This window comes from Schlesneria paludicola DSM 18645, assembly GCF_000255655.1.
GTDB classification, from domain to species: domain Bacteria; phylum Planctomycetota; class Planctomycetia; order Planctomycetales; family Planctomycetaceae; genus Schlesneria; species Schlesneria paludicola.
The window spans coordinates 651,820-676,412 of the sequence record NZ_JH636435.1 but is presented as its reverse complement, the minus strand read 5'-3'; the positions used below and the strand labels follow the sequence as shown (position 1 = coordinate 676,412).

Genomic DNA, 24,593 nt, shown 5'->3' with positions numbered 1-24,593 from the left:
CGAGCAGGCCAACGAGTTCGCGGCGCTGCTTGAAAGCTTGTCAGAACAAAATGCTGCGCCACTCGTCAGATCGAAATCGGACCTCATACGCATGACCGCCAACGACTCTGTGCGACGTCCCGATTGGTTCGAAGCGTTGTTGAACCCTCAAACCTATCCACATCCGGTCCAAGACATTCGGCTGTTGGAAACTCATATTTCCTGGGTAGTCCTGACAGGCGAGTGGGCTTACAAACTGAAAAAGCCTGTGAACCTGGGTTTCGTCGACTTCACGACGCTCGAACTTCGCCATGCGGCATGCGAAGAAGAATTGCGTCTTAATCACCGCACCGCTCCTGAGTTGTATGACTCGGTCATTGGACTGACGAGCACAGGAGCGGGTCCGCGGTTCGCTGGATCGGGGCCCGTGCTGGAATACGCAGTGCGGATGTATCAGTTTCCCGATGCCGCACGTCTTGACAGCTGTCTCGATCGAATGGAACTGTCTCGTGAGGTCTTGGATGAACTTGCGAGTGAAATCGCCGATCTCCACCAGAAGGCCGCCGTTGCCCCACCTGAGTCGGCATTTGGCGGAGCCATATTGATGCGGCAGACGGTTCAAGCCTGCATCGATGCGTTGAAATCTGAAGATGTGCCAGACAGATGCAAATCGGCCGTCGCGTTTCTGGCGCACTGGACTGACACCGAATGGCGACGGCTTTGTCCCCTGATCGAGGAGCGGAAACGCCGCGGATTCGTTCGCGAGTGTCATGGAGATCTGCACCTTGGAAATCTTGTGCTTATTGACGGCAAACCCACGTTGTTTGATTGCCTGGAGTTCAATCCGGATTTGCGTTGGATTGACGTGTTGAGCGATGTCGCATTCCTCCTCATGGATCTTCTTGATCGAGGCGAGCCCGATGCTGGATGGTATCTACTCAACCGCTATCTCGAACGAACAGGTGACTTCGGCGGATTGATCGCCCTACGATACTTCCTGACCTACCGCGCTCTCGTTCGCGCGAAGGTCGCGGCGCTTCGACTGCGGCAAGCCGGGGTGTCGGCGGCCGAACAGACGAAGCAACATGATGAACTCGAAAGTTATCTAACACTCGCCCAACAACTCACAGAACGGTTTCCTCCATCGATCGTCTTAATGAATGGAGTCTGCGGGAGCGGCAAGACAGGGGTGGCCTTGACCCTTGCGGCTACCTTGCCGGCGATCCAGATCCGCTCTGATGTGGAACGGAAGCGCCTGGCGGGCCTGTGGCCTGCGATCGTCAGCAACGACGCTCTATTATCCGCGACAGAGCTTTATTCTGAAAAAGCCTCAGAGCTGACGTACGTAGAATTAGAACGGCTAAGTCGGACCATCGTTTCAGCAGGCTATTCCGTGATCGTTGACGCCGCATTCTTGCAGCGGCAACAGCGCGCGAGGTTTGCGCAACTGGCGAAAAACCTGTCGGTTCCCATCGTGATCGTCGCCTGCACGGCTCCCCAACACGTGCTGGAAGAACGGGTTCGTCGACGACAGTCTCGCGGCAAAGACGCGTCAGATGGTGACGTAGCGGTTCTCCACCAACAAGTTCGTCACGCCGATCCACTCACAAGCTCAGAGGTTTCCGAGATCGTCGATGTCGATACTTCTTGCACGAATGGTCCGAGCGTGGCGGACAGAATTCGAAAGCGACTTGCCTCAGATTGATCCTGAGGCGCAACGAGTCAACGCCGAAAAGGATGTTCCGTCCGGAAGTTCCAGAGGTTGTTTCGCGCAATGCTTCAACCAGGAAGGGGCTTGGGGGCGAGCAGAATCTACCTCGTCGCCATCCCCTGCTTGGGATGAAATCAATAGGGTGTCGCCATCGGTTCTTCCCATTTGCTCTCGGCTGCTGCGTGTGTGGCTTTGTGTGTCTCGCTCGGGACGATCAAAATGGGGATTGTCGTTTCATGCATCACCGATTTTGCGACAGAACCAAACACCAGTTGATAAAGTGCACCGTGTCCGTGTGAACCCATGACAATCATGTCAACGGAGTGCTCTTTCGCTTGCGACAGAATTTCGTATGTGGGTACCCCCCACTCGAACAGTGTCGCGACATCAATGCCGCTTGAACGCAAGGTTGTTGCGAGCTTCAAAAGCCGCTGGTGTTCGCCGGCGAACCGAAGTGACAAATCTTCGTCTGGCGATGGTAGCACCACGGGGACTTCTCCCATGGTGGCGTACACTGGATCTTCATGCACGCAATGCAGCAGCCAAACTTTCGCACCACAGGCATGCGCCAACTGTTCGGCCTGGGCCACAACTCGGTCGGTGACATCCGAGAAATCAACGGCGACGAGTAAATTCTTCATGGTGCACCCTTCCTGAAATCGACACGCGCTCGACCAGTGTCCCGCCGTGTCTGGAAACTAAATGCGGCGTCCGGTGGCCGTTGACAACGCCAGCGGTTTGCCGATGAGCACAAGAAAGAATAGCAATCGCGATGCCGACCGGCCTAAAACCGACCAATGAGAGGCGTTCTCGCAGAACACAGGAAAAGATAACCCCATCAACGATAGATGTTACGCCGCTCGTCTCGCTTTCGCCATTTATTTTTTTGGCGTGGAATCGCGTCGATTCGCCGTCTGCACATCGATCGCAATGGATTCACGACACCGGGATTCGTCCAACTGGCGGTGAATCATCCAACTCCACCGCGTTCAATCATCATCGTCCTCAACCACAGTAATGGCCCATTCTGGATACGGCTGCTGGCTTCCTCGTTGTGAGCGCCACAGAATTCGATTCAATGCGTCTTCTGGAGCCTTATCAATTTCCGCAAAATTGAAAGTCGCTGACATGATGGCGTCTTCACGCAGAATCGGATCGAGGATCGCCTTCGGGTCGGGATTCATCTGGTCGAGCGGGACATTGTTTGCGACCGCGGTAAATGGCGTGAAGTCGGGTTGATCGGTGAAACAGTCAAACATCGGTGTCGCACTGGCGTCGAACTGATTCATTGGTGGCAAACCAAGGATTTGTTCCATCGTTCGCAGGTAGCTAGTCGTGTTGTACTGGGTGCTGACGACCTGCCGCCGTTTCACATAAGGACTGATGCAATAGGCGGTGGTACGATACCCGCTGATATGGTCCCAGCCCGCTTGTGGATCATCCTCAATCGCAAAAATCGCCATGTCATTCCAGAACTTCGAGCGACTGAGTCCTTCTACGATCCGGCCGAACGCGAGATCATTGTCGGCCATGCACGAGGCTGGTGTGGGTGTGCCGGGCTTGGTTCCACTTGTATGATCGTTTGGAAGACACACAATCACGAGGCTGGGAAATTCGCCTTTGGCTTCGAAATCCTTCAGCTCGCGTAGAAACTCGTCCGCTCGATGTTGATCGGGCACCGACATGTTCCAGCCGACGTATGTCTGTGATGAAATGGGGCGAATCGATTCGATCGATGGGCTGCAGCTGAAAATGACTTCGTTCGACAGCCCTTTCCAAGTGCGGTAACACGCCAGATAGTCGGGCTCGCCCTTCTTTTGCGGATCGGCCCAGCGACACGTGGGCTCCATGAACTCACCAAAGTTCCGAATCGTCTTACCGTGCGCCATCACGTTGTCCCACAGGAATCCGGCAGGCGAATACGCGATTGCATCCGCTTCATCGGTTCCCATTCCATCGGGATAGCTGCGTGGAAACCCGGCAAAACTTTTTTCCATGTAATCCGTACTGAAGGCCGTCGTACTCCACTGGTGTCCGTCGGCGCTCAGGATTCCCGAGCAATAGGTGTTGTCGAGCAGAACAAACTCATCGACCATCTTGTGTTGATTGGGCGTGATATCCGCTCCAAAAATACAGAGCTCCGCTTTACCGGTCCCCTGCGGCAATGCTCCGAACACCTGGTCGTATGTGCGATTTTCTTTGATCACATACACCACATGTTTGATGAGACTGGGCTCGCCGATGCGTTCCGGAATCGCGCGCGACGGTTGGTTCGGGCGCGGTGGCAATGCCGCTTGAGCGATTGCGGCACGGCGGAGGTTCTTGGCGGCGCGTTCTGAAAGTTTCGCAAGCGTTTCGTCATCGGGAAGCGGCATGAGGGAAACGGAGCCGTGATAGTGGTGCGAGTTGTATCCTTCCACGCCATTCGCCTGCTTCTTCGGAGCCATGGGCAGCCCCTTGATGTTCGCGGAATAAATGGCATTCCGCCCGGCATCGAAGACGACGGCACCTGGAAACCACCCAGCAGGGATTAAACCTGTCAGGTGTGACTCACCCTTGTCTTCGGGTTCAAAATGCACGACCGCGATTGCATTCTGAGTCCCATTCGCGACGTATAATCGTTCACCGGAAGGATGAAAGGCGATGGCATTCGGCGACGCACCAAAAATGTCCGACGGCTTGGCTTTCATCCAGATCGTGTCGATGACCTTCTCTTTTTCGACATCGATGATGCTCAAGTAGTCGCTCGCCGCATTCGCGCAGACCACAAACTGTTTGTCGGGCGAGACTGCCAATCCGCTGGCATGCAATCCCACGAGGAGTTCGACCACCGGCTTTTCCCCCTCGAGTGAGACGATGCTGACCGAACCTTCACTCGCGATATGCCGGACGGGATCAACCCGTACTTCCGTTCCACGCCCGGCTGGACCGCGGACATCGTCGGCGCCTGGGCGACGCCCCGCCCAGTTACTCACAACGGCTTTGTCTTCAACAAGCACAACATCATACGGCGCGGCCCCGACATCGAAGCTGCGAAGCGTCTTTCCAGTCGCGATGTCTAGTTCATGAAGTTGATTCGACAAATTGCCGCAGACATACAACTTGTGTCCATCAGGCGTCACCGCCAGCCCGCTAGGGATCTCGGGCTTTCTCCGCGGTGCATTTGCGTGAGGCAAAGGGAACGCATGCGATGGTCGAACCTCGCCGCCGTCCGTGACGGCAAAGACCTTGATGGAGCCATTGACGTTACTGAGGTAAATCCACTTCCCATCGGGCGAGAAGATTAAGCCGGTGAAGCTGACAAGGGCTTTTTTGTCCGGCGCGAGGATGTTCTGCGACGCTTCATCAGGGACGGCGGGCTCGACTTGTGCATCATTCGGAAACGCAACCCGTTGAAGAATCTCGCCCGTTTCCGGCGCGAGGACAATCAATTCGCTCGTCTTGCCGGATGTCACCAAGATCCGCCCGTCCGGCGACAAGGCGAGCGCCTGGGGCCTGAGCCCCGCCAGTTCCACCTGCTTGCCGTACGGAGTCAGCAACTGATTGACGGGCGTGACAATCGCGTCTTCGCGGGTGCGCCCAACACGATCGTTCGAGACTTCGATTGCTGGCTCTTGCGAATGCGAGACCTCGCTGAGTAGGCAGGAAACAGACATCGTCAGAAGGACCGCAATCCGAGTGAATTTCATTTCGCAGAATTCCTTAAGCGACAGGACAAGCAGAGCCACCATGCTTCTTCGTTACGAGCTGCGAAAATGCTATCGGTATCGTAACCTCGTTTCCATTCAGCCTCCTCTCTGTGTCTCCCGCATTACCAATGTGCGCCCGAAGGACGCGAAACGTCCATGTGGGTCTAGTGGGGGGAGGGGAGACACAGAGGCACGGTGACACTGAGAAGAGGCTGAATCCAGGTCTCAGTGGCGGGGGGACTACGCTTGGGCGGCGTCGCGGGCAACGAGGGAGGCGACTTGGGAACGAATGTCCGTCGGGTCCGTGTAGAGCGTCCAACGTTCGGGAGGAATTCCGTCGAACGCTTTTAAAATCCGTTCGGAATTGCGTGTTTCACCACGGATGGCGCGAATGAAAATCCCGATGACCTGACCGGGAAACTCGCGCGTCAGATGACCGTAGATCTCGGGGTCTTGCTCGCCCGAATCGCCGATTAAGACGAACCGCCGATTGGGGAAGGCGGCGAGGATCGGTTCAATCGCGGCTCGCTTGTGCGCCTTTTGTGGCGACATGCGCAACTTGCGAGCAGCCTCGCGGAACCGAAAACGCTTCAGATGAAAGGAACCGAACGGATATCCTTCGGCTCGACAGAAATCATGAATCGGCTCGTAGAGCTGCCAAGGACTGCCCGAGACAAAGTGAAATGCCGTTCCCGCGACCGCACAGTCGCGATACAGTTCCGGCATACCGAGGACCGGAACGAACGTGCGTGTGAACGTGTTTCGAAACAGGTCGCGCCGGTTACCGACATTGCTGTGTTTGATCGTGTCGTCGACATCGGAAATGATCGACACGCCCGTCGGTTCTACCAACTGGATTGGACCACGGAACTCGCGCGTGTCGCTCGCACCAAGCACCGCATGGCAGTCGATCCACCGCCCCCCGTTTTCGAGTGGCATGGCATACTCGCTCGCGATGCTGTCGGACAATTCGATGGTGCCGCGAAACAGCCCCATGTAGTCCGATTCTGCAACCTGAAACTCGCGGTCGGCAACGCGTACTGCAACGGCGCGGCCTTTCAGGCCCGACATCAGAAACTGTCGCATCCGCTGACGGAAATACTCATCGGCGGCGCGATCGATGCGCATCGCCCGCTTGATCAGTCCCATGACGGGCGTTCGGCGCAGCCAGGGAATACGCGGATCAAACACGCAGCCTTGAACGACCAGTGACCAACCGCGGTCATCCGCCGTCCGCGATGCGAACGACGGATAGATCACGATCTGTTCGTCGCGCCCGATGGCCTTGCGATAACGGCGGAAGCTGCGAAACAAGGCCACGGGCATTTGCCTTTACAGGACTTTTTCGATGGTTTCTCGCAAGACGCTGCCGGATTTCTGGAGAGCCATCTTTTCCTTGGGCCAAAGATCGACTTCGATCACGCCCAAGACTCCTTTCCGACCAACGACTGTCGGGACCGAGATGGCCACGTCCCGCAGGCCAAACGCTCCCGACTGCAGGGATGATACAGGAAGGATCCGTCGTTGGTCGAGCGCGATGGCATGGACGACGTCCGCAATCGAGACACCAACAGCAAATCCAGCTCCGCCTTTCTTCTTGATCACTTCCGCACCGCTGCCGCGCGTCTTCTTTTCTACTTCAGCGATCAACTGCGAATTCACGCCGGGATACTTGTCCAGGGGCAGGCCCGCAATTTGTGCGGCCGACCAGATTGGAACCATGCTATCGCCATGCTCGCCGTAAATCGTGACGTCGACTTGGGTCGGTGGAACATCCAGTCGTTGTGCCAGCATGCTGCGTAGACGAGTTGTGTCGAGTACCGTGCCCAGGCCGATGACTTGCGACGCCGGCAAGCCCAGTTCTTTAATCGCCAAGTAGGTCAAAACATCGACCGGATTCGAAACGACAAAGACGATGGCGTCTTTCTTCAGGCCGCTGGACTTCAGTTCGGTCAGAATTCCACGAAATAGGACCACGTTCCGGTTAATCAGATCCAGGCGACTTTCGTCTGGCTTGCGGCGCAGACCGGCGGTGATCACGACGCAGTCACTGTCCGAGCACGATTTCATGTCGCCGGACGTAATCTTTTGATCGGCGAGAATGCTGGCGCCATGCAGCAGGTCGAGTGCCTGACCTTCGCACGCATCTTGATTCACGTCGACTAGATGAATGTGCCGCACAATTTTGCCGGCTTGCAAGGCGAATCCCGCGCATGAACCCACCAGACCGCCACCGCCGATAATACTGACTTTCATGTTCAACTCTCTCGTGAATGCGGACTCGCCTTGACTGCCTGTTCACCAATGAGGGGCAGGCACCTCAGGACCGTGAATCTCATGACGTTTTCGAGCTTCCCGGGGTCGCCCCCGCTCACTCATCAGGCCCAGTCGACCGTTGTCGTTTACTTCGCCATGGCTGCGATGACTTGTTCGGTAATCAGTTTTACCAACGTGTCCATGTCCACGTCCGCAGGAGCAGCTGGCTTGGGCGTTGCCGGAGCAGCCGCGGCGGGCTTCTTCTGTCGTTCGAGATAGCCGGCGTACTGGGGTGGTGGCTCGAACGCGACGGGCTCGAGCTTGTTTTCTTTGTAGCCGTCGCGGAACGCGCTGTTGCCGCACAGGTCACAATCTTCGACGTGGAATCGTGGATCATCAAACCCGAGCTTCTTCTTCAGGTCGAGCAGCTCTACCGATTCACGTTCATTCAGATACGTGACCTTTCCAAGCTGTTTCGACAGCAGGAGGATTCGGCAGTACGCGTCCAGAATTTCTGTCTTCCAGTACGCTTCTTCAATGGTCTTGCCGAATGTCACGGTCCCGTGGTTCGTCAGGATGATCGTGTTCGTTCCGTTAGCCAGGAACGGAACCACCGTATTGGCGAAGGCGTGTCCGCCCGGCGTTTCGTAGGGAGCAATCGGCACTTCACCCATGAACACTTCGATTTCAGGCAGGATGCACTGAGGAATCGGCTCACGAGCCACGGCGAAGGCGGTGGCATGTGGTGGGTGGCAGTGGACCACGGCCTTCACATCGGGACGATGTTTCATGATTGCCAGATGCAACAGAACTTCGCTGGTGCGCTTCCGCTTGCCGGCGATCTGTACGCCTTCCATGTCGACCGCACAGATGTCATCGGGCGTCATGAAGCCCTTACAAATCATCGTCGGAGAACAGAGAACTTCGTTCTCGCCCACGCGGATCGAAATATTTCCGTCGTTCGCCGCGGCGAAACCTTTGTTGTAAACGCGGCGGCCGATTTCACAGATTTCTTCTTTGAGCTTCCGGTCGTTGATTCCGGAATTCCACTGGCTGGCCATGTTGGCTGATCCTTTGTTCGTCAACTTGTCGGTCAATCGACTTCAATCGTGTCTAAAATACAGGCGTTGTAGGCATCGAGCGGTTTGTAATTCGGAGCGAATGGATTCGCTGCTTCACCACCCTCACTGAATCCAATCTTCGCACCAGGGGACGCGCCTAGTTCGTCATAAACGACAATCGGTTCTTCGCGTCCCGCGGGATCCCCTTTCAATCCGGCGACGCTCAGCGGCACAACGACCAGCCACGTCCCACCCGAAACCATCGGGTCGCACTTGGATAACGTCACCTTGCCGATCACTTCGCCGATTCGCATTCGGTTTATCTTCTTATGTCGTTTCCCACGTCGTCGGACCACCGTTCACATGTCCGCAGGCGAACGCGGCTTGGTGCCGCCACAGTCTCGCAGCAGGTTTCTCAGTTCGATAAAGCTCTTTCCGATGGGACTGATGCAGACGACGTTCGCGCTCAGTGTTCGAACCACATGTTCCCATTGCTTCGCATTGTCGATCACGGCCGCGCGAACACGGTCGTGCCGATTCGCCTTACAGGCGATCAGCTCCGCCTGTTCCGTGAAAATGACGACGCCGTCGCATTCCGCAGTACTCACCAGACTTGTCGCCATGGTGGCTGCTTCCAGCGGCTGACCGACCAGCTCGATTTTCCAGCCTTCGGCCAAACGGCGAATTCCGTCTTGCAATGCTTTGACCGTCGGTGTCACCGTCTGCAGGATGACATGCCACTTGACTCGTCCAGCACCCGATGCTCCCGCTTCCGCACTGCGATCCTGACGCGACCAGACGATTCGTCGCGAGTTCAGCCAATCGCGAGCGGAAGGCGTCAGGATGGAACGGCGTCCCACACGAAGAGTCTGTCCAGAGCGAACGGATTTTTCCAGGACATCTGCGGTAATGATTGTAGCCAGCACTTCAACCGCCGCTGGTTTCGCATCGACGGCCGGAATGCCAGTTGTCGATGCGAGCACACTTGCGGAGGGCATTCGCACAGGCACTGGCGACGAGAGGCCTGTTGAAACGCTCGAAACAGGGGCGACGGAATTGGATGAGGAGGAGGGAGCGACGACGGGCTTGGATTCGACGGGCGCACGACGAACGGAACCGCGCTGAAGCTGCGTCAGCACGTTCGTCACGATTTCGTCGATTAAGGCCTGATTCACTGTCACGTCCACTCGTCTTTGCGATGTCCGCCGCCGAACATCGAGCATTCTTTCAATCGACCAGTCCCAACACGTGCCAACGTGCTGGCGTGGTATCCGCCCCCACCATTTCCTTCGCCGTCTTGCCATCCGATGAGATGATCACTGTGTCGCCTCTTCCGCCGCCCTGGTTATCAATTACCAGTTGTGGCGCACCGTCCGGGACACCGTTCGGTCCCAGTGGTTGTACGAGCAGCATCCGCCAGCCTTTCAGCGTCGGATGTTTCACCGTTGAGGTCGCTCGTCCAATCACTTTTGCCAGTTGCATGATGCGTCATCGGCCTGAAGTGGTTCTCGTACTCTCGTCTCACCTGCCGGTTGTTGTGGCGGAACGACCGGCATCAGATCACACGCAGATCGTCAACCAGCACGCAGCGGCGTTGACGGGTGAACGTCATTGGGTTCGTCACGCCTTCACCCGTCGGGGTCGCAATGCTGAAGCTGAGATAGCCTTGTCCGCCGAGTCCCAGTCCCGCCATCGAAGGGCCGTTCTTGACGAACAGTGTCGTGTCCATTTCTCGACCCATTCGCGTCATGTGACGAACGTTTCGTGAGTGGATCAGGCTGGTGTGGCGGAAGCCATGCTCAAACTCGAGTGCCAGTTCCACGCCGTGCGAGAAGTTGCGGCAGCGCACGAATGGAACAAAAGGCATCATCTGTTCTTCGGGAACGAATGGGTTCGAGGTATCCGTCTCACCGAACAACAGCTGCGTTCCGGCAGGAACTCGGACGCCAATCAATTCGGCCAGCTTCGAAGCGTCAAGACCGACCAGATCGCGATTCAGGTGATAGTGATCGCCCGGCTTGGTCGGAGGTGTGAACGCCAGCTTCGACAGAGCATCAATCTGCGATGAGTTCAATTGGAAGCCACCGTGACGGCTCATTGTGTCGAGGAGCGGATCGAAGATTTCTTCGACGGCAAACACCTCCTTTTCACCGATGCACAGCAGGTTGTTGTCGTAGGCCCCACCTTTAACGATCGACGATGCGGTGTTGTCGAGGCAGGCGGTTTCGTCGACGACGACCGGCGGATTTCCAGGGCCAGCGACAATGGCCTTCTTGCGGCTTTCCATTGCAGCCCGAGCCACTGCCGGACCGCCCGTCACACAGAGCAACTTGACGCCGCGGTGAGCGAAGATGGCTGCTGCCGTATCGAGCGTCGGCTTCTCGATGATTGTGACGAGATTTTCGAGCCCCGTTGCCTTGTAGATGGCGCGATTGAATCGACGGACGCCTTCACACGCGATGCGAGCACCATTCGGATGCGGGTTCACGACCATGGTGTTACCACCGGCGATCATGTTCACGACGTTACCTGCCAGAGTCGGCAGCGAGTGCGTCACGGGGGTGATCGCCCCGATCACGCCGAAAGGAGCGTATTCCGTGACGGTCAGGCCGTGATCACCGCTGACCGCGTCCGTTCGCATGAATTCCACACCGGGAACCAGCTTGATGATCTTCAGCTTCTCGATCTTGTGATCGAGTCGGCCAATTTTGGTTTCTTGGAACTCGAGCGTGCCGAGTTCCTCGGCTTGTTCATCGCAGATCCGGCGAACGCATTCAATCACAGTCGCTCGTGCTGCCAAGGGCGATTCGCTCAGCTTTTTGAAGGCTTCGTTCGCAGCGGCTACCGCCTGATCGACCGACTGGAAGACGCCGAAATCACCGTCGCGAGCGGGCGTCGATGACTTAGGGGCTTTTCCCAATTGAGCGAGCACTTCCTGCACAACGGTTCGAATCGTATCTGCATTCGCTTGCATAATTTTTGATCTCGTCGAGTGATCTGCAAAAGTGGTTCAGCGATTCGTTCACCGCGATGTCGCTGGAGTCGATATCATTTGTTGGAAGCGGACTTTGCCGATGAGATATGGCTCACCGGAAGCGATCCGCGATTTGTCTATGTTTCTTCTGTTTTCGCATCGAAGATCGACTTCGCCCCGAGATGAACCGAATCCACCAGACCGATGATGGCACAGTCGATCGGTAGCGGTTTCGTCTGCGGCGTGAAGCGGGCGCTGGAACCCTGAACGATCAGGACGACTTCACCTTCCCCTGCTCCGACTGTGTCGACACATATAAAGGTGCGACCTGTCGAAACGAGTCCGGATTGGTCTTTCTCATTCACGCGCAACGGTTCAACGACAAGCAGCTTCTGGCCGATCATCGCGTCGACCTTCTGCGTCGAGATCACACTGCCTGTCACACGTGCGAGAAACATGGTGCATCCTCAGGAGCGTCCGGGAATCAAAGTTCCCCATCCGCTCGGTTGTCCTGTCACGGTCTGCTTTCACATCCCGCGGACAGGACGATGGTCGTCATCCCTTTGACTATTTCTTTCCGATCGCTTCCACGGTCTGGCGTGCCACAACGAGTTCTTCATTCGTCGGAACAACCCAGACTTGAACGCGACTGGAGTCGGTCGAAATTCGGCTTTCGCTGCCTCGAGGCAGCGAAGAATTCTTGGCGAGATCGAGTTCGATTCCAGCCCATTCCATGTTCTTACAGACTGCGGCACGGATCAGGGACGAGTTCTCACCAATCCCTGCACTGAACACGATCGCATCAGCTCCGCCCAGCACGGTCAGGTATGCACCCAGATACTGTCGGATTGAAGCGACAAACACGTCCAGCGCAAGCTGAGCTCGTGCGTTTCCTTTCGCCGCGGCCTCTTCGACGTCGCGAGCGTCCTGGCTGACACCACTGAGGCCCAGCAGGCCGCCTTTGCTGGACAAGTCTTCCAGCAATTGCTCCAGCGTACGCCCGGTCTTCCGCAGCAGAATCGGCAAAGCGTACGGATCAAAGTCGCCCACTCGGTTGTTGTGAAGCAGACCCGTTTGCGGACTCATTCCCATGCTGGTGGCTTGTGACTTTCCATCGCGAGCGGCACACAGTGAATTGCTTCCACCCAAATGGCAGGTAATCACCTTCAGGTCACCGCGTCCGAGCAGTTGCACCATGCGGGTGTTCAGGTAGCGATGGCTCGCACCATGATAGCCCCAGCGCTTAATTTCGAACTCTTCAGACCACTCGTACGGAATTGCGTACAAGCGGTTTTCGGGCGGAATTGTCTCGTGAAATCCAGTTTCCAGCGCCGCCACCAATGGCAGCTTGGGAAACGCGGATCGCAACTGTCGCATCGCTTTGGCATACATGGGATTATGCGCGGGGGCGATGTCGGACAAGTCCTCCATCTTTTTGAGCAGTTCATCAGTGACGACGCGAACGCCACTCATATTTCCCGCGAATACGGCCTTGAAGCCGATTGCTGCGACTTCTTCGACCGATTTCAGGCAACCGTGCTGAGGATGTGTCAGTTGTTCCAGACACATTCCCACCGCGGCAGCATGGTCGGCGACTGGTAAGGTCGATTCCTGCTTCTGGCCGTTGATTTCCACAAAACAGGCACTGGCCGCCATACCAATGCGATCGATCCCGCCGCGCGCCAATTGCGTTTCGCTCGGCAGGTCATACAGGCGATATTTGAAACTCGTTGAGCCCAGGTTGGCGACGAGTACTTTCATGGCATCCTCCGTGGCTCACGCCCGATTCATTCACTCACGGTCGCGGCGCGGTGAACTGATCGAGACGAAGCCCAGCCTGGGACAGCGATGTTGCTGTCCCCCAGTATGTGCGTTGACGTGTCAATTCCGCTTGGATTCACGATTAAATGAACGCGTCCAGCAGGCTCTTCTCAGGACGAGCGATAATGTGAGCGCTGACAAGCTCACCGATTTTCGAGGCGGCGGCCGAACCGGCATCGACAGCGGCGCGAACCGAGCCGACGTCGCCACGGATGACGGTCGTCACGAACGCTCCGCCAATGTTAATCTGCTTGACGAGCGTGACGTTCGCAGACTTCAGCATGGCATCGGCCGCTTCAATTTGAGCGACCAAGCCCTTTGTCTCGATCATTCCAATAGCTTCATTCATAGGATTCATTCCGGATTTCGGAGACGGTTTGGGAGGAATCGATTCGAGCAGCGCGACAGGCGGAACGGACAATGCCGTTGTCGCCGGGGTACTCGCTCGCGTCGTGGTCTTGGCGGGCTCGGCCTTCGGGGTCGCGGTGCGGGTGGCAGGACTCCGCACCGGTGCAGTGGATTTGCGGCTACTGGATTTTTTCGCCATGTTCACCTCCACTACAAGATCGCCAAGGAAATTTCGTCAGTCACGGTGTGTCAATCCGTTGGGTGCAGATGCACGCCAAGTGGGTCTGACGCGTTCCGTGATTCAGTTCACGCTGCTTTCCGCACCGGCCTTGGGCTTCGGCAGGATCGCGCTCAATTCTTCGTGTGGACGAGGAATGACCTGAACGCTGACAACTTCACCGATCTTGCTGGCGGCGCTGGCACCGGCGTCGATCGCAGCCTTAACGGCGGCGACGTCACCGACGACGAACGCGGTCACCAGACCGCTGCCGACCTTTTCCCAGCCGACCATTTGCACGTTTGCCGATTTCAGCATCGCATCGACGCCTTCGATCAAGCAAACCAAACCTTTACATTCCAGCATTCCGAGAGCTTCCATCGCCTTCGCCATTGTCGTAAACCTTTGCTAGCAGGGAGAGAAATAAGTCGTCAGTTGTCGTTATCCTACAGGCGATCCGAGACGCGTGAGGCCTCGGCTTGCCTGTGATCGTTCCTAATGAGCCTTGCACGCACAGTCGTGCGGCTTGATCAGTTCGACAGAGGTGGCTGCCGTCAGGTTGACCGCGTTGCCCTCATCCGTGTCCAGGTGGACTTCCAGTTTCACTGTTGGGTCGCCACGCACGGCCAGGTCTTCCAACGTCGTCGTGCATCCGGGTGACACAATGCGAAGGTGCATCCGATCGCCGTTCGAGACGCCGTAATATTCCATGTCGGCCGGGCTCATGTGAACGTGCCGCATGGCGCGAATGACGCCAGCCTTCAACTCGACGACGCCGACCGGCCCTACCAGCACGCAGCCGGGGGTGTCGCGGTGATCGCCGCTGATTCGAACAGGTGCGTCGATGCCGAGCGAAATTGAATCGGTAAACGCGAGTTCAACCTGAGACGGACGGCATGGGCCAAGCACACGGACGTCGGGCAGCATTCGCTTACGCGGGCCGACCACCATGACCGTCTGTTTGGCGGCAAAGTAGCCGTCCTGATAGAGCATTTTCATCGGTTCCAGCTTGGCGCCGGGGCCAAACAGGACTTCGACATGTTCTTGTGAGAGGTGGACATGGCGGGCCGAAATATTGACGAGCAGAGGATTCCGGGTGGCCTGCGCCGCAGGTGCGGCGGCCGGGTGTCCCAGTTGCTTTTCGAGAACGGATCGAACAATTTGCTCGATCTCACTACGATTCAACTCCGTCGCCATTCGCCTGATCTCCGTCGAGGTGTCATCGGTCAGAACCGATCAAATTCCCTCAATCTCAACTACACATCAATCACTGTTAGTTTGACGCCTGCCTGTTCGACAACGTCTCGCCAAGCGTTACTCAGTCCAGAATCGACAATCAGCCGTGTGACGCTCGACAAATCACACAAAAAGGTGAGTGCCGAACGACCGAATTTACTGCTATCCGCCACAACCCAAACTTCTTTGGCCGCTTTGATCATCCGCCGTTCACATTCGACCAGTAGTGAGTTGCTGTTGAACAACCCCTTCTCGGTAATCCCCCCGGCACTCATGATCACCCGTGGAACATTCAATTCCGCAAGGTTCGCTTCTGCGAGCGGCCCCAGTGCCACTCCTGTCCGGGGATAGAGATAACCACCGATCAGAATCAGTTCGATGTTTGCCTGTTGAGATAGCAGGTTGGCAATCGGCAAGGAGTTCGTCACAACTTGCAGCCGCTTGCCGACAAGAGACTTGGCCACTTCCAGGGTCGTTGTCCCCCCGTCCAACAGAATCGTCTCACCTGGCTCAATCAGATCCGCAACCGCCCTCCCAATCTTCGCCTTCTCTGTAACTTCTCGACTTCCTCGTTCTTCGAACGGCGTCAGCGACTCACCGGTATAAGCGGCACCACCTCGTGTCCGTCGAATCTGACCGATTCCGTCAAGATATTCCAAATCGCGTCGAACCGTTGATTCACTGGCTCCCAGCTTCTCTACGAGCTCGTGCAATGACACAAATCCTTTTTCTTCAATGATTTGAAGGATTTCGTCGCGTCGTTGATCGAGGATCATAACCAAAGGCTCTTCCTTGGCGGGCGTTGGCCGAATTCCTCACAACTTCCTGCACTCTTCCCATTCTAGCATGCGGGTGACTGATTGCAATCAAAACCAGTCACAATCATTCACTCAAGTCGTCAGAACGGGTCAGGATGGTCTGGTGGATTCAACCGCACGGCGCAATCCCCCGCGCATGCTGTCGGCGGATTGTCCGCCAAAGGTTGATCGGGAATGATGAGAACCGATCGGCGTCTGAGATCAACCTGCTGGCTCGCCGGAATAGTCGTTACAGGCTCCCTGGTTTACCGGGAGCAGTAGCAGGTTGCAGGCGACAGATTCGTTCTCTGTGCCTCCCTTACCCCCGCTGGGGCCAACTTGTACGTTTTGCGTACTTCGGATGCACATGGGTGGGGTTGAGAGACACAGAGGCACGGAGATACAGAGAGGAAAGAAGGAGGCGATGGGTTACTGGATCGTGCGGACGCGTGAGCCGTCAATCTCGAGTTGGCCGGAGGCGAAGCGGCGAATGGCTTCGGGCAAGGCTTCGCATTCCGAAGCAAAGACGCGAGCGGCAAGGTCGTCGGGGGTGTCGCTATCCAGCACGGGGACAGCCCGCTGTTCGATGATCGGTCCGTGATCGTATTCGTTATCGGCGAAGTGAATCGTGCAGCCACTGATTCGCACGCCCCGCGCGATCACCGCTTCATGGACATGATGTCCATAAAAGCCTTTGCCGCAGAAAACAGGAATAAGTGCCGGATGCGTATTGATGACCCGGCCCAGAAAATCGTCTGGCACCGTCATCAGAGACAGGAAGCCACCACAAACCACCAAATCGACTTCGTTTGCGCGGCATTGTGAAAAGATCGCGTGGCTGAAGTCTGCAACTGATTCGAATGTCTTTCGGGCAATGACGTGGCAGGGTAGCCCCAGTTCTTGGGCGCGTTTTACGCCAGCACATTCTGCCCGGCTGGCCAGAACGACACGTATCTCGGCCGAGAGTTCTCCTTGGCGAATCTTCGCCATCAAGTTCATCAGCGTGGTGCCGCCACCAGAGATCAAAACAGCCAGTCGAATTGGGCGTTCCAACGGAGCAGACAACGGGCGAAATCGTGCCACAGTTACGAATCCTCGGTCTCTGCCAACGGTTGGGAATGGAATGGGTCCGGCGCGGGGTGCTCTCGCGGCGGAAAATGAGTGAAATCCGGTTCAATGGTCGAAGCGGGGCGTGGTGGCATCTCGATCCTGTTCACTTGCCACACAATGTAACAGACGATGCAGAACGCGAGAGCCGTCAGCGCATACCAGCCGCGACTGATCCCATGATAGACGGCTTTATAAGGATGCGGAATCCATTCGACCTCGCCCGCAAGAATCAAGGGAGCCTTGCGCGTGGTGTCCTGTGCGTCATAGCCATACATTTTGAAGTAGTAGCCGGTAAAGCGAACTTCTTCCTGCATATCGCCACTGATGGGCAGTCGTTCATCTTTGGATGTGAACACGACGACCGCCGGGTTTCCCTGCGAATCCGGAGTGTAGACCCATCCTTCATAAGCTTCATTCAAATCCAGTGAATTCTTACCCACCTCAAACTTCGTCAGCTTCCGCATTACGCCGTGCAGCGTGACGGGCCGTCCGCTGTAGAACTCGGGGTGCGTGAAGAGGTCCACAAACTGAGGAAAATCCTCTTTCTTTCGGCGCTTGTAGGCGGGCGTCGTCTCGCGACGTTCCATTTTGATTTCCGCCGCATAACGTTGCTGTTTTCGGAGAGGAACCTCTTGGGCAAGACGTAGGATTCGCAGGTAGGCTTCACGCTCTTCGTAGCGTACACCAACCGTGTTGTCTTTCACGGTCAGCATCAACTTGGGGTGAATCGACTCACCATGATCGAGGCTGGTTTCTGCGTCGAACTCCTGCAACAGCTCCCGTCGCTTCGCTTCAAGCAACTCTTCTTCGGTGCGCGGCCGAGGTGTTCGTTCCGGTCGCGGGTCCGATCGATCGACTGAGAAAATCGGGTCACGATCCTGGGCGACAATCGTTGGGGCCTGCCAAACCAGCGCACACGCGAGCACCGCATATGCAACTCTCATCCTGCGATTCATGTTGGCAACCTCCGAATCCTCGTGATTCGTCATCCGAACGGCGTTATCTGGCGATCAGTGGCCTTTTTGAAATTTCCGTCGCGTATCGCGAGAGCATCCGTCCCTCAAGCACTCGTCCCGTAAAGCGATGCGGCTTCCGTTTGGCCTATTTCGCCCAGCTTATTGTCGTGGGAGTTGCTCGGAAAGTCGAGAGGATCATAAAAACGGCGCTGCACCGGGGTTTGGGGCCACAATTCCGCTGAAATTGAAAACAATGCCGACTTTTCGCGCAAGGGTTCCATTCCGGGCGTTGTGATATTTGTAGACGAGTCGTTTGGCAGTCACGAAACCACGGTTCCTGGGTCTGTTTTTCGTTCCCCTGCTCCTGCTTGGGGACGCTCTGGCTCGACAGAAATCGCAACTTTTCCCCTCGTTGCCAAGCTCCCGCTTGGCAACGCTTCCTACACATCAGAAATGTGTACGTCGGTTCGAGTCTACTTTCCTGCTCGAAGGAAAATTAAATCGCAAGAGGCGTTACCAAGCGGGAGCTTGGTAACGAGGAAGAGAAGGCGTTATTAAGTTGGAGCTTGGGAACGAGGAAGAGAGAGGAAGAAATGGTGTCACCAAGCAAAAGCTAGGTGACGAGGAAAAATTGACGAGTCAGGCCGGCGCAGGCTCATTGAGAATCCGTCGACTGCACAGCGCGCCCTCAGTTCAAATCACATCGAGAAGCTGACATGACACCGGTTCCAGAAACTCAAGCCAGCCTGCTGCTGAAATTGCGTGACCCGCGCGATCAAGCGGCGTGGGCCGTGTTTCTGCAGATTTATCAACCGCTCATCATGCGTTTGGTCCGCCGCCGAGGACTACAGGAGGCAGATGCACGCGAGGTCACACAAGAGGTCCTCATTGCCATCGCCGGCGCGATCGATCGCTGGGAACCGGGTTCGGCTCGCGGATCATTTCGAGGCTGGATTTACACCATCACTCGCAATCTCGTCGTCAATTTTCTGATTCGGCAATCCCGTCATCCGCAGGCGACCGGGCACAGTGATTTGAAACGCTGGCTGGACGAATTGCCCGATCCTGCCAGTGAAGAATCGGCGCTGTTTGACCGCGAAGAAGAAAGGCAAACGTTTCTTTGGGCCGCCAGTGAGATTCGCCATGAATTTCACGAGCCGACCTGGCAGGCGTTTTGGAGAACGGCCGTCGATGGGATTGACGCTGCGAAAGTGGCGGATGAACTGGGTGTCAACGTCGGTATGGTCTACGTCTCACGCAGCCGAGTGATGAAACGGCTTCGTGAGTGCGTTCAGAGCGTGAGGTAAAACAATCATGGCTCGTACCGCAAATTGTGATCGCGACAGCTTGAGACGACTACTCGATGGCAAGCTGTCTTCCGCACTCGAAACCGAAGTCGCGCTGCACTTGGAGACCTGTCACTCGTGCCGGCAGCAACTCGAATCCTTCGCCGCCGACGAAAGCTGGTGGAATTCGACACGCAGCAATCTTGCCGGGGTGCAGGCCGGGATCGAGCGAGCGGCGTTGGATGACGTTGGCGAGCCATTCGAGTCGACTCAACATCCCCTGCCCCTCGATTTTCTGTCCCCGTCCGACAACCCCGCCATGTTGGGACGACTCGGCGAATTTGAGATTCTGGAACGCATCGGCAGTGGAGGCATGGGCATCGTCCTGAAGGGCTATGACCATGAGCTCAATCGCTATGTCGCGGTGAAAGTTCTGCACCCGCACTGCGCGACGAGTGCCGCGGCTCGTCGCCGGTTCGCTCGTGAGGCGCAAGCGGCGGCAGCGGTCGTTCATCAGCATGTCGTTCCGATCTATGCCGTCGATGGCCAGCATCATCCCCCATATCTGGTGATGCCGTTCGTCCCAGGTGAATCGCTCCAGCAGCGTCTCACTCGCCAAGGGCCGCTCGACGTCGTGGATGTGCTGCGGATCGGTCAGCAAGTCGCGGAAGGTCTCGCCGCCGCCCATGCCCAGGGGCTCGTGCATCGAGACATCAAGCCCGCCAATATTCTGCTCGAACGAAACGTCGAACGCGTGCTTCTGACAGATTTCGGTTTGGCCCGCGCCGCGGACGACGCCAGTCTGACGCAAAGCGGCGTGATTGCGGGAACACCGCAATTCATGTCGCCCGAACAGACGCGCGGCGAACAGGTGGATCATTTGACGGATCTGTTCAGTCTGGGGACGGTGATGTATACGCTGCTCGCGGGGCATTCTCCGTTCCGCGCGGAAACGGCCATGGGCGTGCTGCGGCGCGTCTGCGATGACACGCCGCGATCACTTTGTGAAATTAGCGCCGGCGTTCCCAACTGGCTTGATGCGTTCATTGCCAAGCTTCAAGCGAAGCAGCCTTCGCAACGATTTTCGTCAGCCGCCGAGGTGGCCGATCTGCTGAAACAGTGCGTCGCTCATGTTCAACAACCGACGCAAGGGCGACTTCCCATTCAGGTTGTCGCCCTCACGTCGGACCATTCAATTCGGAGATTCACTGTTCCGGTGCGGATGATCGGTTCCGCTCTGACAATGGTGATTCTCGTAACATTGTTGTTTCTGATGGCCCGTTTTCTCGAACGACCACAGCCGTTCGAGAAAACGTCCGAACAATCTGTCGCCGCGGAACCGAACGCGAACGGTGAGTCCGTCTGGACTGACGGCCATGAACAGGAAGCGGACGAAATCCGCGCGGTGCTGCAGCGTCTCGAATCATTGCCGCTCGACCACTTCTAAAACAATCGCCGCGCCATAGGGGGATGCGTCCCTCATCAACTGAAGGAAAAGCATGTTCTTTTCAAATCGCCTTCACCGACCATTGATCTGGACGTTGAGTGCCACACTTTTGATCTGTGGTGCGCTCGTCTTCCATTTCACCAAACGCAGGCCGCCCCCGGGCTACGCTAGTTATTATCCGGATCCCGCAGAATCGCTGCAGTCCAGAGCGACAAAGCCGGCTCGCACAAAAACAGAATCTGCATTCGCGCGAACCGCCCCAGCGGACGAGCGACGATTGCTGGATCAATCTGTTCTGCCCGCCATTGGCGCGCCGCCGCCGCTCACGTCCCCGCGTTCGGATCAGCCAGACGAACGAGACGCCCAACTGGACCGCGATGCCAAAACGCTCGCGGCGAAACTTCTCGTGGCCACTCCCGAGGGAGCCGTCGAACTTCGTAAACAGCTCGAATCTGTGATCGAGCGGCACTTCGAATACCGCCAACAGCAGCGCAAGCAAGAAATCGAACAACTGAGCCAACGCGTCGATGCGCTCCGTCTGTCACAAGTCCGCCGTCAAGAAAATAAGGCCGAAGTCGTAAAGCGACGTGTGAATGATTTGATCGACCCCACTGCGAATCTGGACTGGGAGACGTCTCGTTCTACTGACGAAGCCGTTAAAGAAAAATTCGGAGTTGCAAGTCAGGGATCGGTGCTGGTTCCGAATGCGCAACCACTTGCAGATGAATTCATGAATACTGATATCAGCGTTCCCGCCGCCGCTGGCGATCCAGGCCTGCCAGCTCCTTCTGTCTCAATTTCCCCGTCGGTATCAAATCCAACGTTTCAGGGTAAGCCACTCTCGGCATGGTTGCAGAAACTGGAAACGGAACGAGATCCATCGGCCTTATCGGAGGCGATCAACGCGTTGAAGCACTTGTCTGCAGACGCGGAACCGCGCGTGCTCATTCGTGCCATCATTTTAATGGCCCAATCGATAGGGCTGCGTGTTCCATTCGACGGGAATCTCCGTCGTGGGGTTGAGAGGGTTCCGGAAATCTACATCTATTCACTCGTCGATAAATCGATTGAACTGTTACGAAACTTGCCACCTTCCATTCTGGTTGAAGAACTGATTCAACAGCCCACCAAAAATCCCTCTCGACAAGTCACAAACACATATCAAGCGATTTTTAACGGTCTCCTTGTTGCGGCCGATCAAGCCGATCAAATCAATCTTGTTGTCGATGCGCGCCAATCCAAATCGACACGCGTCAACAAAGGGCTGGCGCGTGAATTCAGTGAGCACGCTCAGGAGTTGATCAACGCCCTGGTGATCTTGGCGAAGCGCGACGACACACTTGAGGATTGGGTGGTCGACAGCTCCATCAGGATTCTTTCACTGAACGACGAGTCGCTGGCAGAGTACCCTGATTTAGTTCCGATGGTTCAGCGATTCTTTTTCAATGAATCCAACTCGTTTGAAACGCGAGGTCAAGCGGCGGTGATTCTGGGGCGTTCGGGGCTGTTCTCGGGACAGGTTCTCGCATTTCTCCAGATGGCATTGGAGCCGCAATCGGCAGGAGACGCCCGGCAGATTCGTCAAAGAAATGATCGTCGGGTTCGCGCGTGGGTGAAACGTCTGGTACCAGACATGCCCGAAGTGGCGACGCTATTCAAGATTCAGATTGCAGACCAAACCGGAAAGCTGCAAGTCGGCCATTCAGATGACGATGTGATTGAATCGATTCGTCTCTTGAAATGCCTGGTTGATCTGCGTGAATTTGCTGAAAGCGACCTTCCGTTTTTACGTCAACTGGCCGAAAAGACAATCGCCGAGACACCAACTGAATACGAACAAATCGTTGACTACGATGGCAACGTGATTCGCCCACGCTTCTCGACACTACGAGAGTATATCAAAGATGCCATCCATCATATTGAAGTCGCCGTAAGTGAATCGAAATCCAAACGAGCCGTCATCCATGTCGACTCACCCGAGCGAATATCCTTACATGTGGGTCCTCGGGCCGTAATGTCCGAGCAATCCGCTGCCGCATCGCCGCGCGAACCGACATTCGATGGCCGAGCCTACAGTTCGTGGCTGGAAATTCTGGAAACCGAGCGCAAGCCCGAAATGTTGGAAGCGGCAATCGATGCTTGCAGTCGTCTGGCGCAACCGAAAGATCAGACGCGCATCGTACGTGGAATTCTTCAGGCCGCATCGTTGTTTCAAGGGGGAGACGTGGCCGAGGAAGGTCGCGTTTGGAACGCCGCATTGACCGGACTGAATCGGCTTTCTGGCGCGGTTATTCTTGACAACTTGATTGCCGCAGCGAAGGACAATGATTCCCCCATGATCCATCGGGCCGTGCAATTTCGAACTTGGGATCAACTTCAATCGGCGACTTTTCGTGAGGCTGTGAAATCCCGGTCCAACACCATCATGACGGAGTTTGACGGCAGCCCTGCAGGTGACCGGGATAAGCAAGACGATCTCGTTGCGCTCGCGAGTTGTGTCTGGCGTCTTTCGGACCGTCCGCTCGACGACTTTCCAGGTTTGAAAAAACGAATGATTGATCTGGTCGACAGCGGTCGAGGCCTCCCAGCGGATGCCTCCTATTTAGCATACGCTTCACCTTGGCATGTGACCGCCGCCAATCTGGTGTCACTCGCTCCTGACACACCCGGACTGGGCGTGATGATTGTCAAGCTGGCGAGATCCAGAGCTGATGTTGTTCAAATTCTGGGGCGACTAGGTCCTGCAGCAGAAGCGGCCGTACCCGCACTCGTTGACCTCTTTCTTGAGGAACAGAGTTCGTTTCTGCGGCAACGCGAACCTGGAGATTTTTTGATCTACGCCAATCACAATCAATATTTGATGTCAATCATTTTAACGCTTCAGAACATTGGAGGTGATCCCAAAGGATACGCACTGCTCAGGGAACTCAACCTCGCGGTTGTTTCGTATTATGGGACCACCGCGGGAAGTCAGATCTCTCGAAGCGTTGTCGATGCGTTCGCCCAGTACAAAGCACCGAATTCTCCGGAAATCGAAAAGCAGCTACTGGATGACCGCGTGTTGATTAATGGCCTCTGGACCCATCGAGCCACGAAACGTCATCCGGGACTGTCGGCGAAGGTGTTGATCCAGAATCAAAATTGGAAATTTACCGACACGGGTTCAATGCCGAACCCGATCCCCTATGCGTTCGCAGCAGGTCAATGGAACTGCCAGCAGTTCGAAAGGATCACGGTCTTGCTGCAGCAACCTGCTCCGATTGATTTATCGTCGCCTCTCAAGGAAAGACCTCATCCATTCGAATACCGACTGCTGAACAACTTCAGGCTGGATCTGACGTCGACCCCGAGGCAGATTCATTTCCATGGAACGAATGATGACGGAGTAGAGGTAAGTCAACTCGGGATCTATGAGCTCACCGAGACCACATTGAGAGTTCAACTCGCACCAATCGGCGAACCGCGTCCCACCGAATTCATCGCGGATGAGGTGTCTTTGCCTCAAGGGCACGTGCTGCTAGAGCTTGAACGGAAGTTGGACAACAAAATTCGTCCAATCAGGTAGGCGCGATGGCTGGTCGCGTTGCGATGTTTTTCGGCGTAACCGTTCACAGCCCGAGGAGAGGGGGGCGGGCACATTTTCCCGGTTCAATTAGAATCTACTGTTCATCGCACGAGGGAAAGCCTTCCCTTTGACGCGGGAAA

The 24,593-nt window shown here is 56.2% G+C and carries 21 protein-coding genes; 4 read left to right on the top strand and 17 right to left on the bottom strand.

The features are described 5' to 3' along the window. The first annotated feature begins 91 nt into the window (after positions 1–91). A complete protein-coding gene (locus tag OSO_RS0120250) occupies positions 92–1,684 on the top strand; it encodes a bifunctional aminoglycoside phosphotransferase/ATP-binding protein (RefSeq protein WP_010584986.1) in 1,593 nt (530 codons plus the stop codon). A gap of 140 nt (positions 1,685–1,824) precedes the next feature. Here the strand turns inward: OSO_RS0120250 and OSO_RS44365 are convergent, their stop codons facing one another. From OSO_RS44365 to OSO_RS0120155, 17 genes are all read right to left on the bottom strand, one after another. Then, the gene (locus tag OSO_RS44365; RefSeq protein WP_010584985.1) at positions 1,825–2,331 is read right to left on the bottom strand and encodes a universal stress protein; all 507 of its coding nucleotides are present in this window, start codon (positions 2,329–2,331) and stop codon (positions 1,825–1,827) included. A 348-nt stretch (positions 2,332–2,679) separates the two neighbouring features. Then, a complete protein-coding gene (locus OSO_RS0120235) occupies positions 2,680–5,379 on the bottom strand; it encodes a beta-propeller fold lactonase family protein (protein ID WP_162130553.1) in 2,700 nt (899 codons plus the stop codon). A 240-nt stretch (positions 5,380–5,619) separates the two neighbouring features. Beyond that, positions 5,620–6,699 (bottom strand): App1 family protein, encoded by a 1,080-nt coding sequence (locus OSO_RS48310; protein WP_157605359.1) that lies wholly within the window; start codon positions 6,697–6,699, stop codon positions 5,620–5,622. 12 nt (positions 6,700–6,711) lie between these two features. Continuing rightward, a complete protein-coding gene (locus OSO_RS0120225) occupies positions 6,712–7,635 on the bottom strand; it encodes a malate dehydrogenase (RefSeq protein WP_010584982.1) in 924 nt (307 codons plus the stop codon). Between the two features lie 146 nt (positions 7,636–7,781). After that, positions 7,782–8,696 carry a class II aldolase/adducin family protein gene (locus OSO_RS0120220; protein WP_050986241.1) on the bottom strand — a complete coding sequence of 305 codons (915 nt, stop codon included), beginning with the start codon at positions 8,694–8,696 and terminating at the stop codon, positions 7,782–7,784. Between the two features lie 32 nt (positions 8,697–8,728). Further along, positions 8,729–9,010 carry a EutN/CcmL family microcompartment protein gene (locus OSO_RS0120215; RefSeq protein ID WP_010584980.1) on the bottom strand — a complete coding sequence of 94 codons (282 nt, stop codon included), beginning with the start codon at positions 9,008–9,010 and terminating at the stop codon, positions 8,729–8,731. A gap of 45 nt (positions 9,011–9,055) precedes the next feature. After that, the gene (locus OSO_RS0120210) at positions 9,056–9,877 is read right to left on the bottom strand and encodes an RpiB/LacA/LacB family sugar-phosphate isomerase (RefSeq protein ID WP_157605358.1); all 822 of its coding nucleotides are present in this window, start codon (positions 9,875–9,877) and stop codon (positions 9,056–9,058) included. Positions 9,878–9,923: 46 nt separating this feature from the next. Beyond that, a complete protein-coding gene (locus tag OSO_RS0120205) occupies positions 9,924–10,178 on the bottom strand; it encodes a EutN/CcmL family microcompartment protein (protein WP_010584978.1) in 255 nt (84 codons plus the stop codon). Between the two features lie 73 nt (positions 10,179–10,251). Continuing rightward, positions 10,252–11,670, bottom strand: coding sequence for an aldehyde dehydrogenase family protein (locus OSO_RS0120200; RefSeq protein WP_010584977.1), 1,419 nt, complete (start codon positions 11,668–11,670; stop codon positions 10,252–10,254). Positions 11,671–11,807: 137 nt separating this feature from the next. Next, positions 11,808–12,128 carry a EutN/CcmL family microcompartment protein gene (locus OSO_RS0120195; RefSeq protein ID WP_010584976.1) on the bottom strand — a complete coding sequence of 107 codons (321 nt, stop codon included), beginning with the start codon at positions 12,126–12,128 and terminating at the stop codon, positions 11,808–11,810. 109 nt (positions 12,129–12,237) lie between these two features. After that, positions 12,238–13,431 carry an acetate/propionate family kinase gene (locus tag OSO_RS0120190; RefSeq protein ID WP_010584975.1) on the bottom strand — a complete coding sequence of 398 codons (1,194 nt, stop codon included), beginning with the start codon at positions 13,429–13,431 and terminating at the stop codon, positions 12,238–12,240. Between the two features lie 142 nt (positions 13,432–13,573). Beyond that, complete coding sequence (locus tag OSO_RS52660; RefSeq protein ID WP_029247251.1) at positions 13,574–13,840, bottom strand: BMC domain-containing protein; 267 nt, start codon at positions 13,838–13,840, stop codon at positions 13,574–13,576. A gap of 300 nt (positions 13,841–14,140) precedes the next feature. Further along, entirely contained in the window at positions 14,141–14,449 is a 309-nt protein-coding gene (locus tag OSO_RS0120180; RefSeq protein WP_029247250.1) for a BMC domain-containing protein, read from the bottom strand. 102 nt (positions 14,450–14,551) lie between these two features. Continuing rightward, positions 14,552–15,253 (bottom strand): phosphate propanoyltransferase, encoded by a 702-nt coding sequence (gene pduL / locus OSO_RS0120175; RefSeq protein ID WP_010584972.1) that lies wholly within the window; start codon positions 15,251–15,253, stop codon positions 14,552–14,554. 59 nt (positions 15,254–15,312) lie between these two features. Then, a complete protein-coding gene (locus OSO_RS0120170; protein WP_010584971.1) occupies positions 15,313–16,068 on the bottom strand; it encodes a DeoR/GlpR family DNA-binding transcription regulator in 756 nt (251 codons plus the stop codon). A gap of 450 nt (positions 16,069–16,518) precedes the next feature. Further along, positions 16,519–17,172: a phosphoribosylglycinamide formyltransferase gene (purN, locus tag OSO_RS0120160; protein ID WP_010584970.1), complete on the bottom strand. Its 654-nt coding sequence runs from the start codon at positions 17,170–17,172 to the stop codon at positions 16,519–16,521. Between the two features lie 2 nt (positions 17,173–17,174). Beyond that, complete coding sequence (locus OSO_RS0120155) at positions 17,175–18,143, bottom strand: hypothetical protein (RefSeq protein ID WP_157605357.1); 969 nt, start codon at positions 18,141–18,143, stop codon at positions 17,175–17,177. 728 nt (positions 18,144–18,871) lie between these two features. Between OSO_RS0120155 and OSO_RS0120145 the strand changes: the two genes are divergently transcribed. From OSO_RS0120145 to OSO_RS0120135, 3 genes are read left to right on the top strand one after another with little or no spacing between them, the layout of a single operon-like run. After that, a complete protein-coding gene (locus tag OSO_RS0120145) occupies positions 18,872–19,462 on the top strand; it encodes an RNA polymerase sigma factor (RefSeq protein WP_010584968.1) in 591 nt (196 codons plus the stop codon). 7 nt (positions 19,463–19,469) lie between these two features. After that, positions 19,470–20,888 (top strand): serine/threonine-protein kinase, encoded by a 1,419-nt coding sequence (locus OSO_RS44355; protein ID WP_010584967.1) that lies wholly within the window; start codon positions 19,470–19,472, stop codon positions 20,886–20,888. Between the two features lie 52 nt (positions 20,889–20,940). Further along, positions 20,941–24,453: a hypothetical protein gene (locus OSO_RS0120135; RefSeq protein ID WP_010584966.1), complete on the top strand. Its 3,513-nt coding sequence runs from the start codon at positions 20,941–20,943 to the stop codon at positions 24,451–24,453. Positions 24,454–24,593 lie beyond the last annotated feature (140 nt).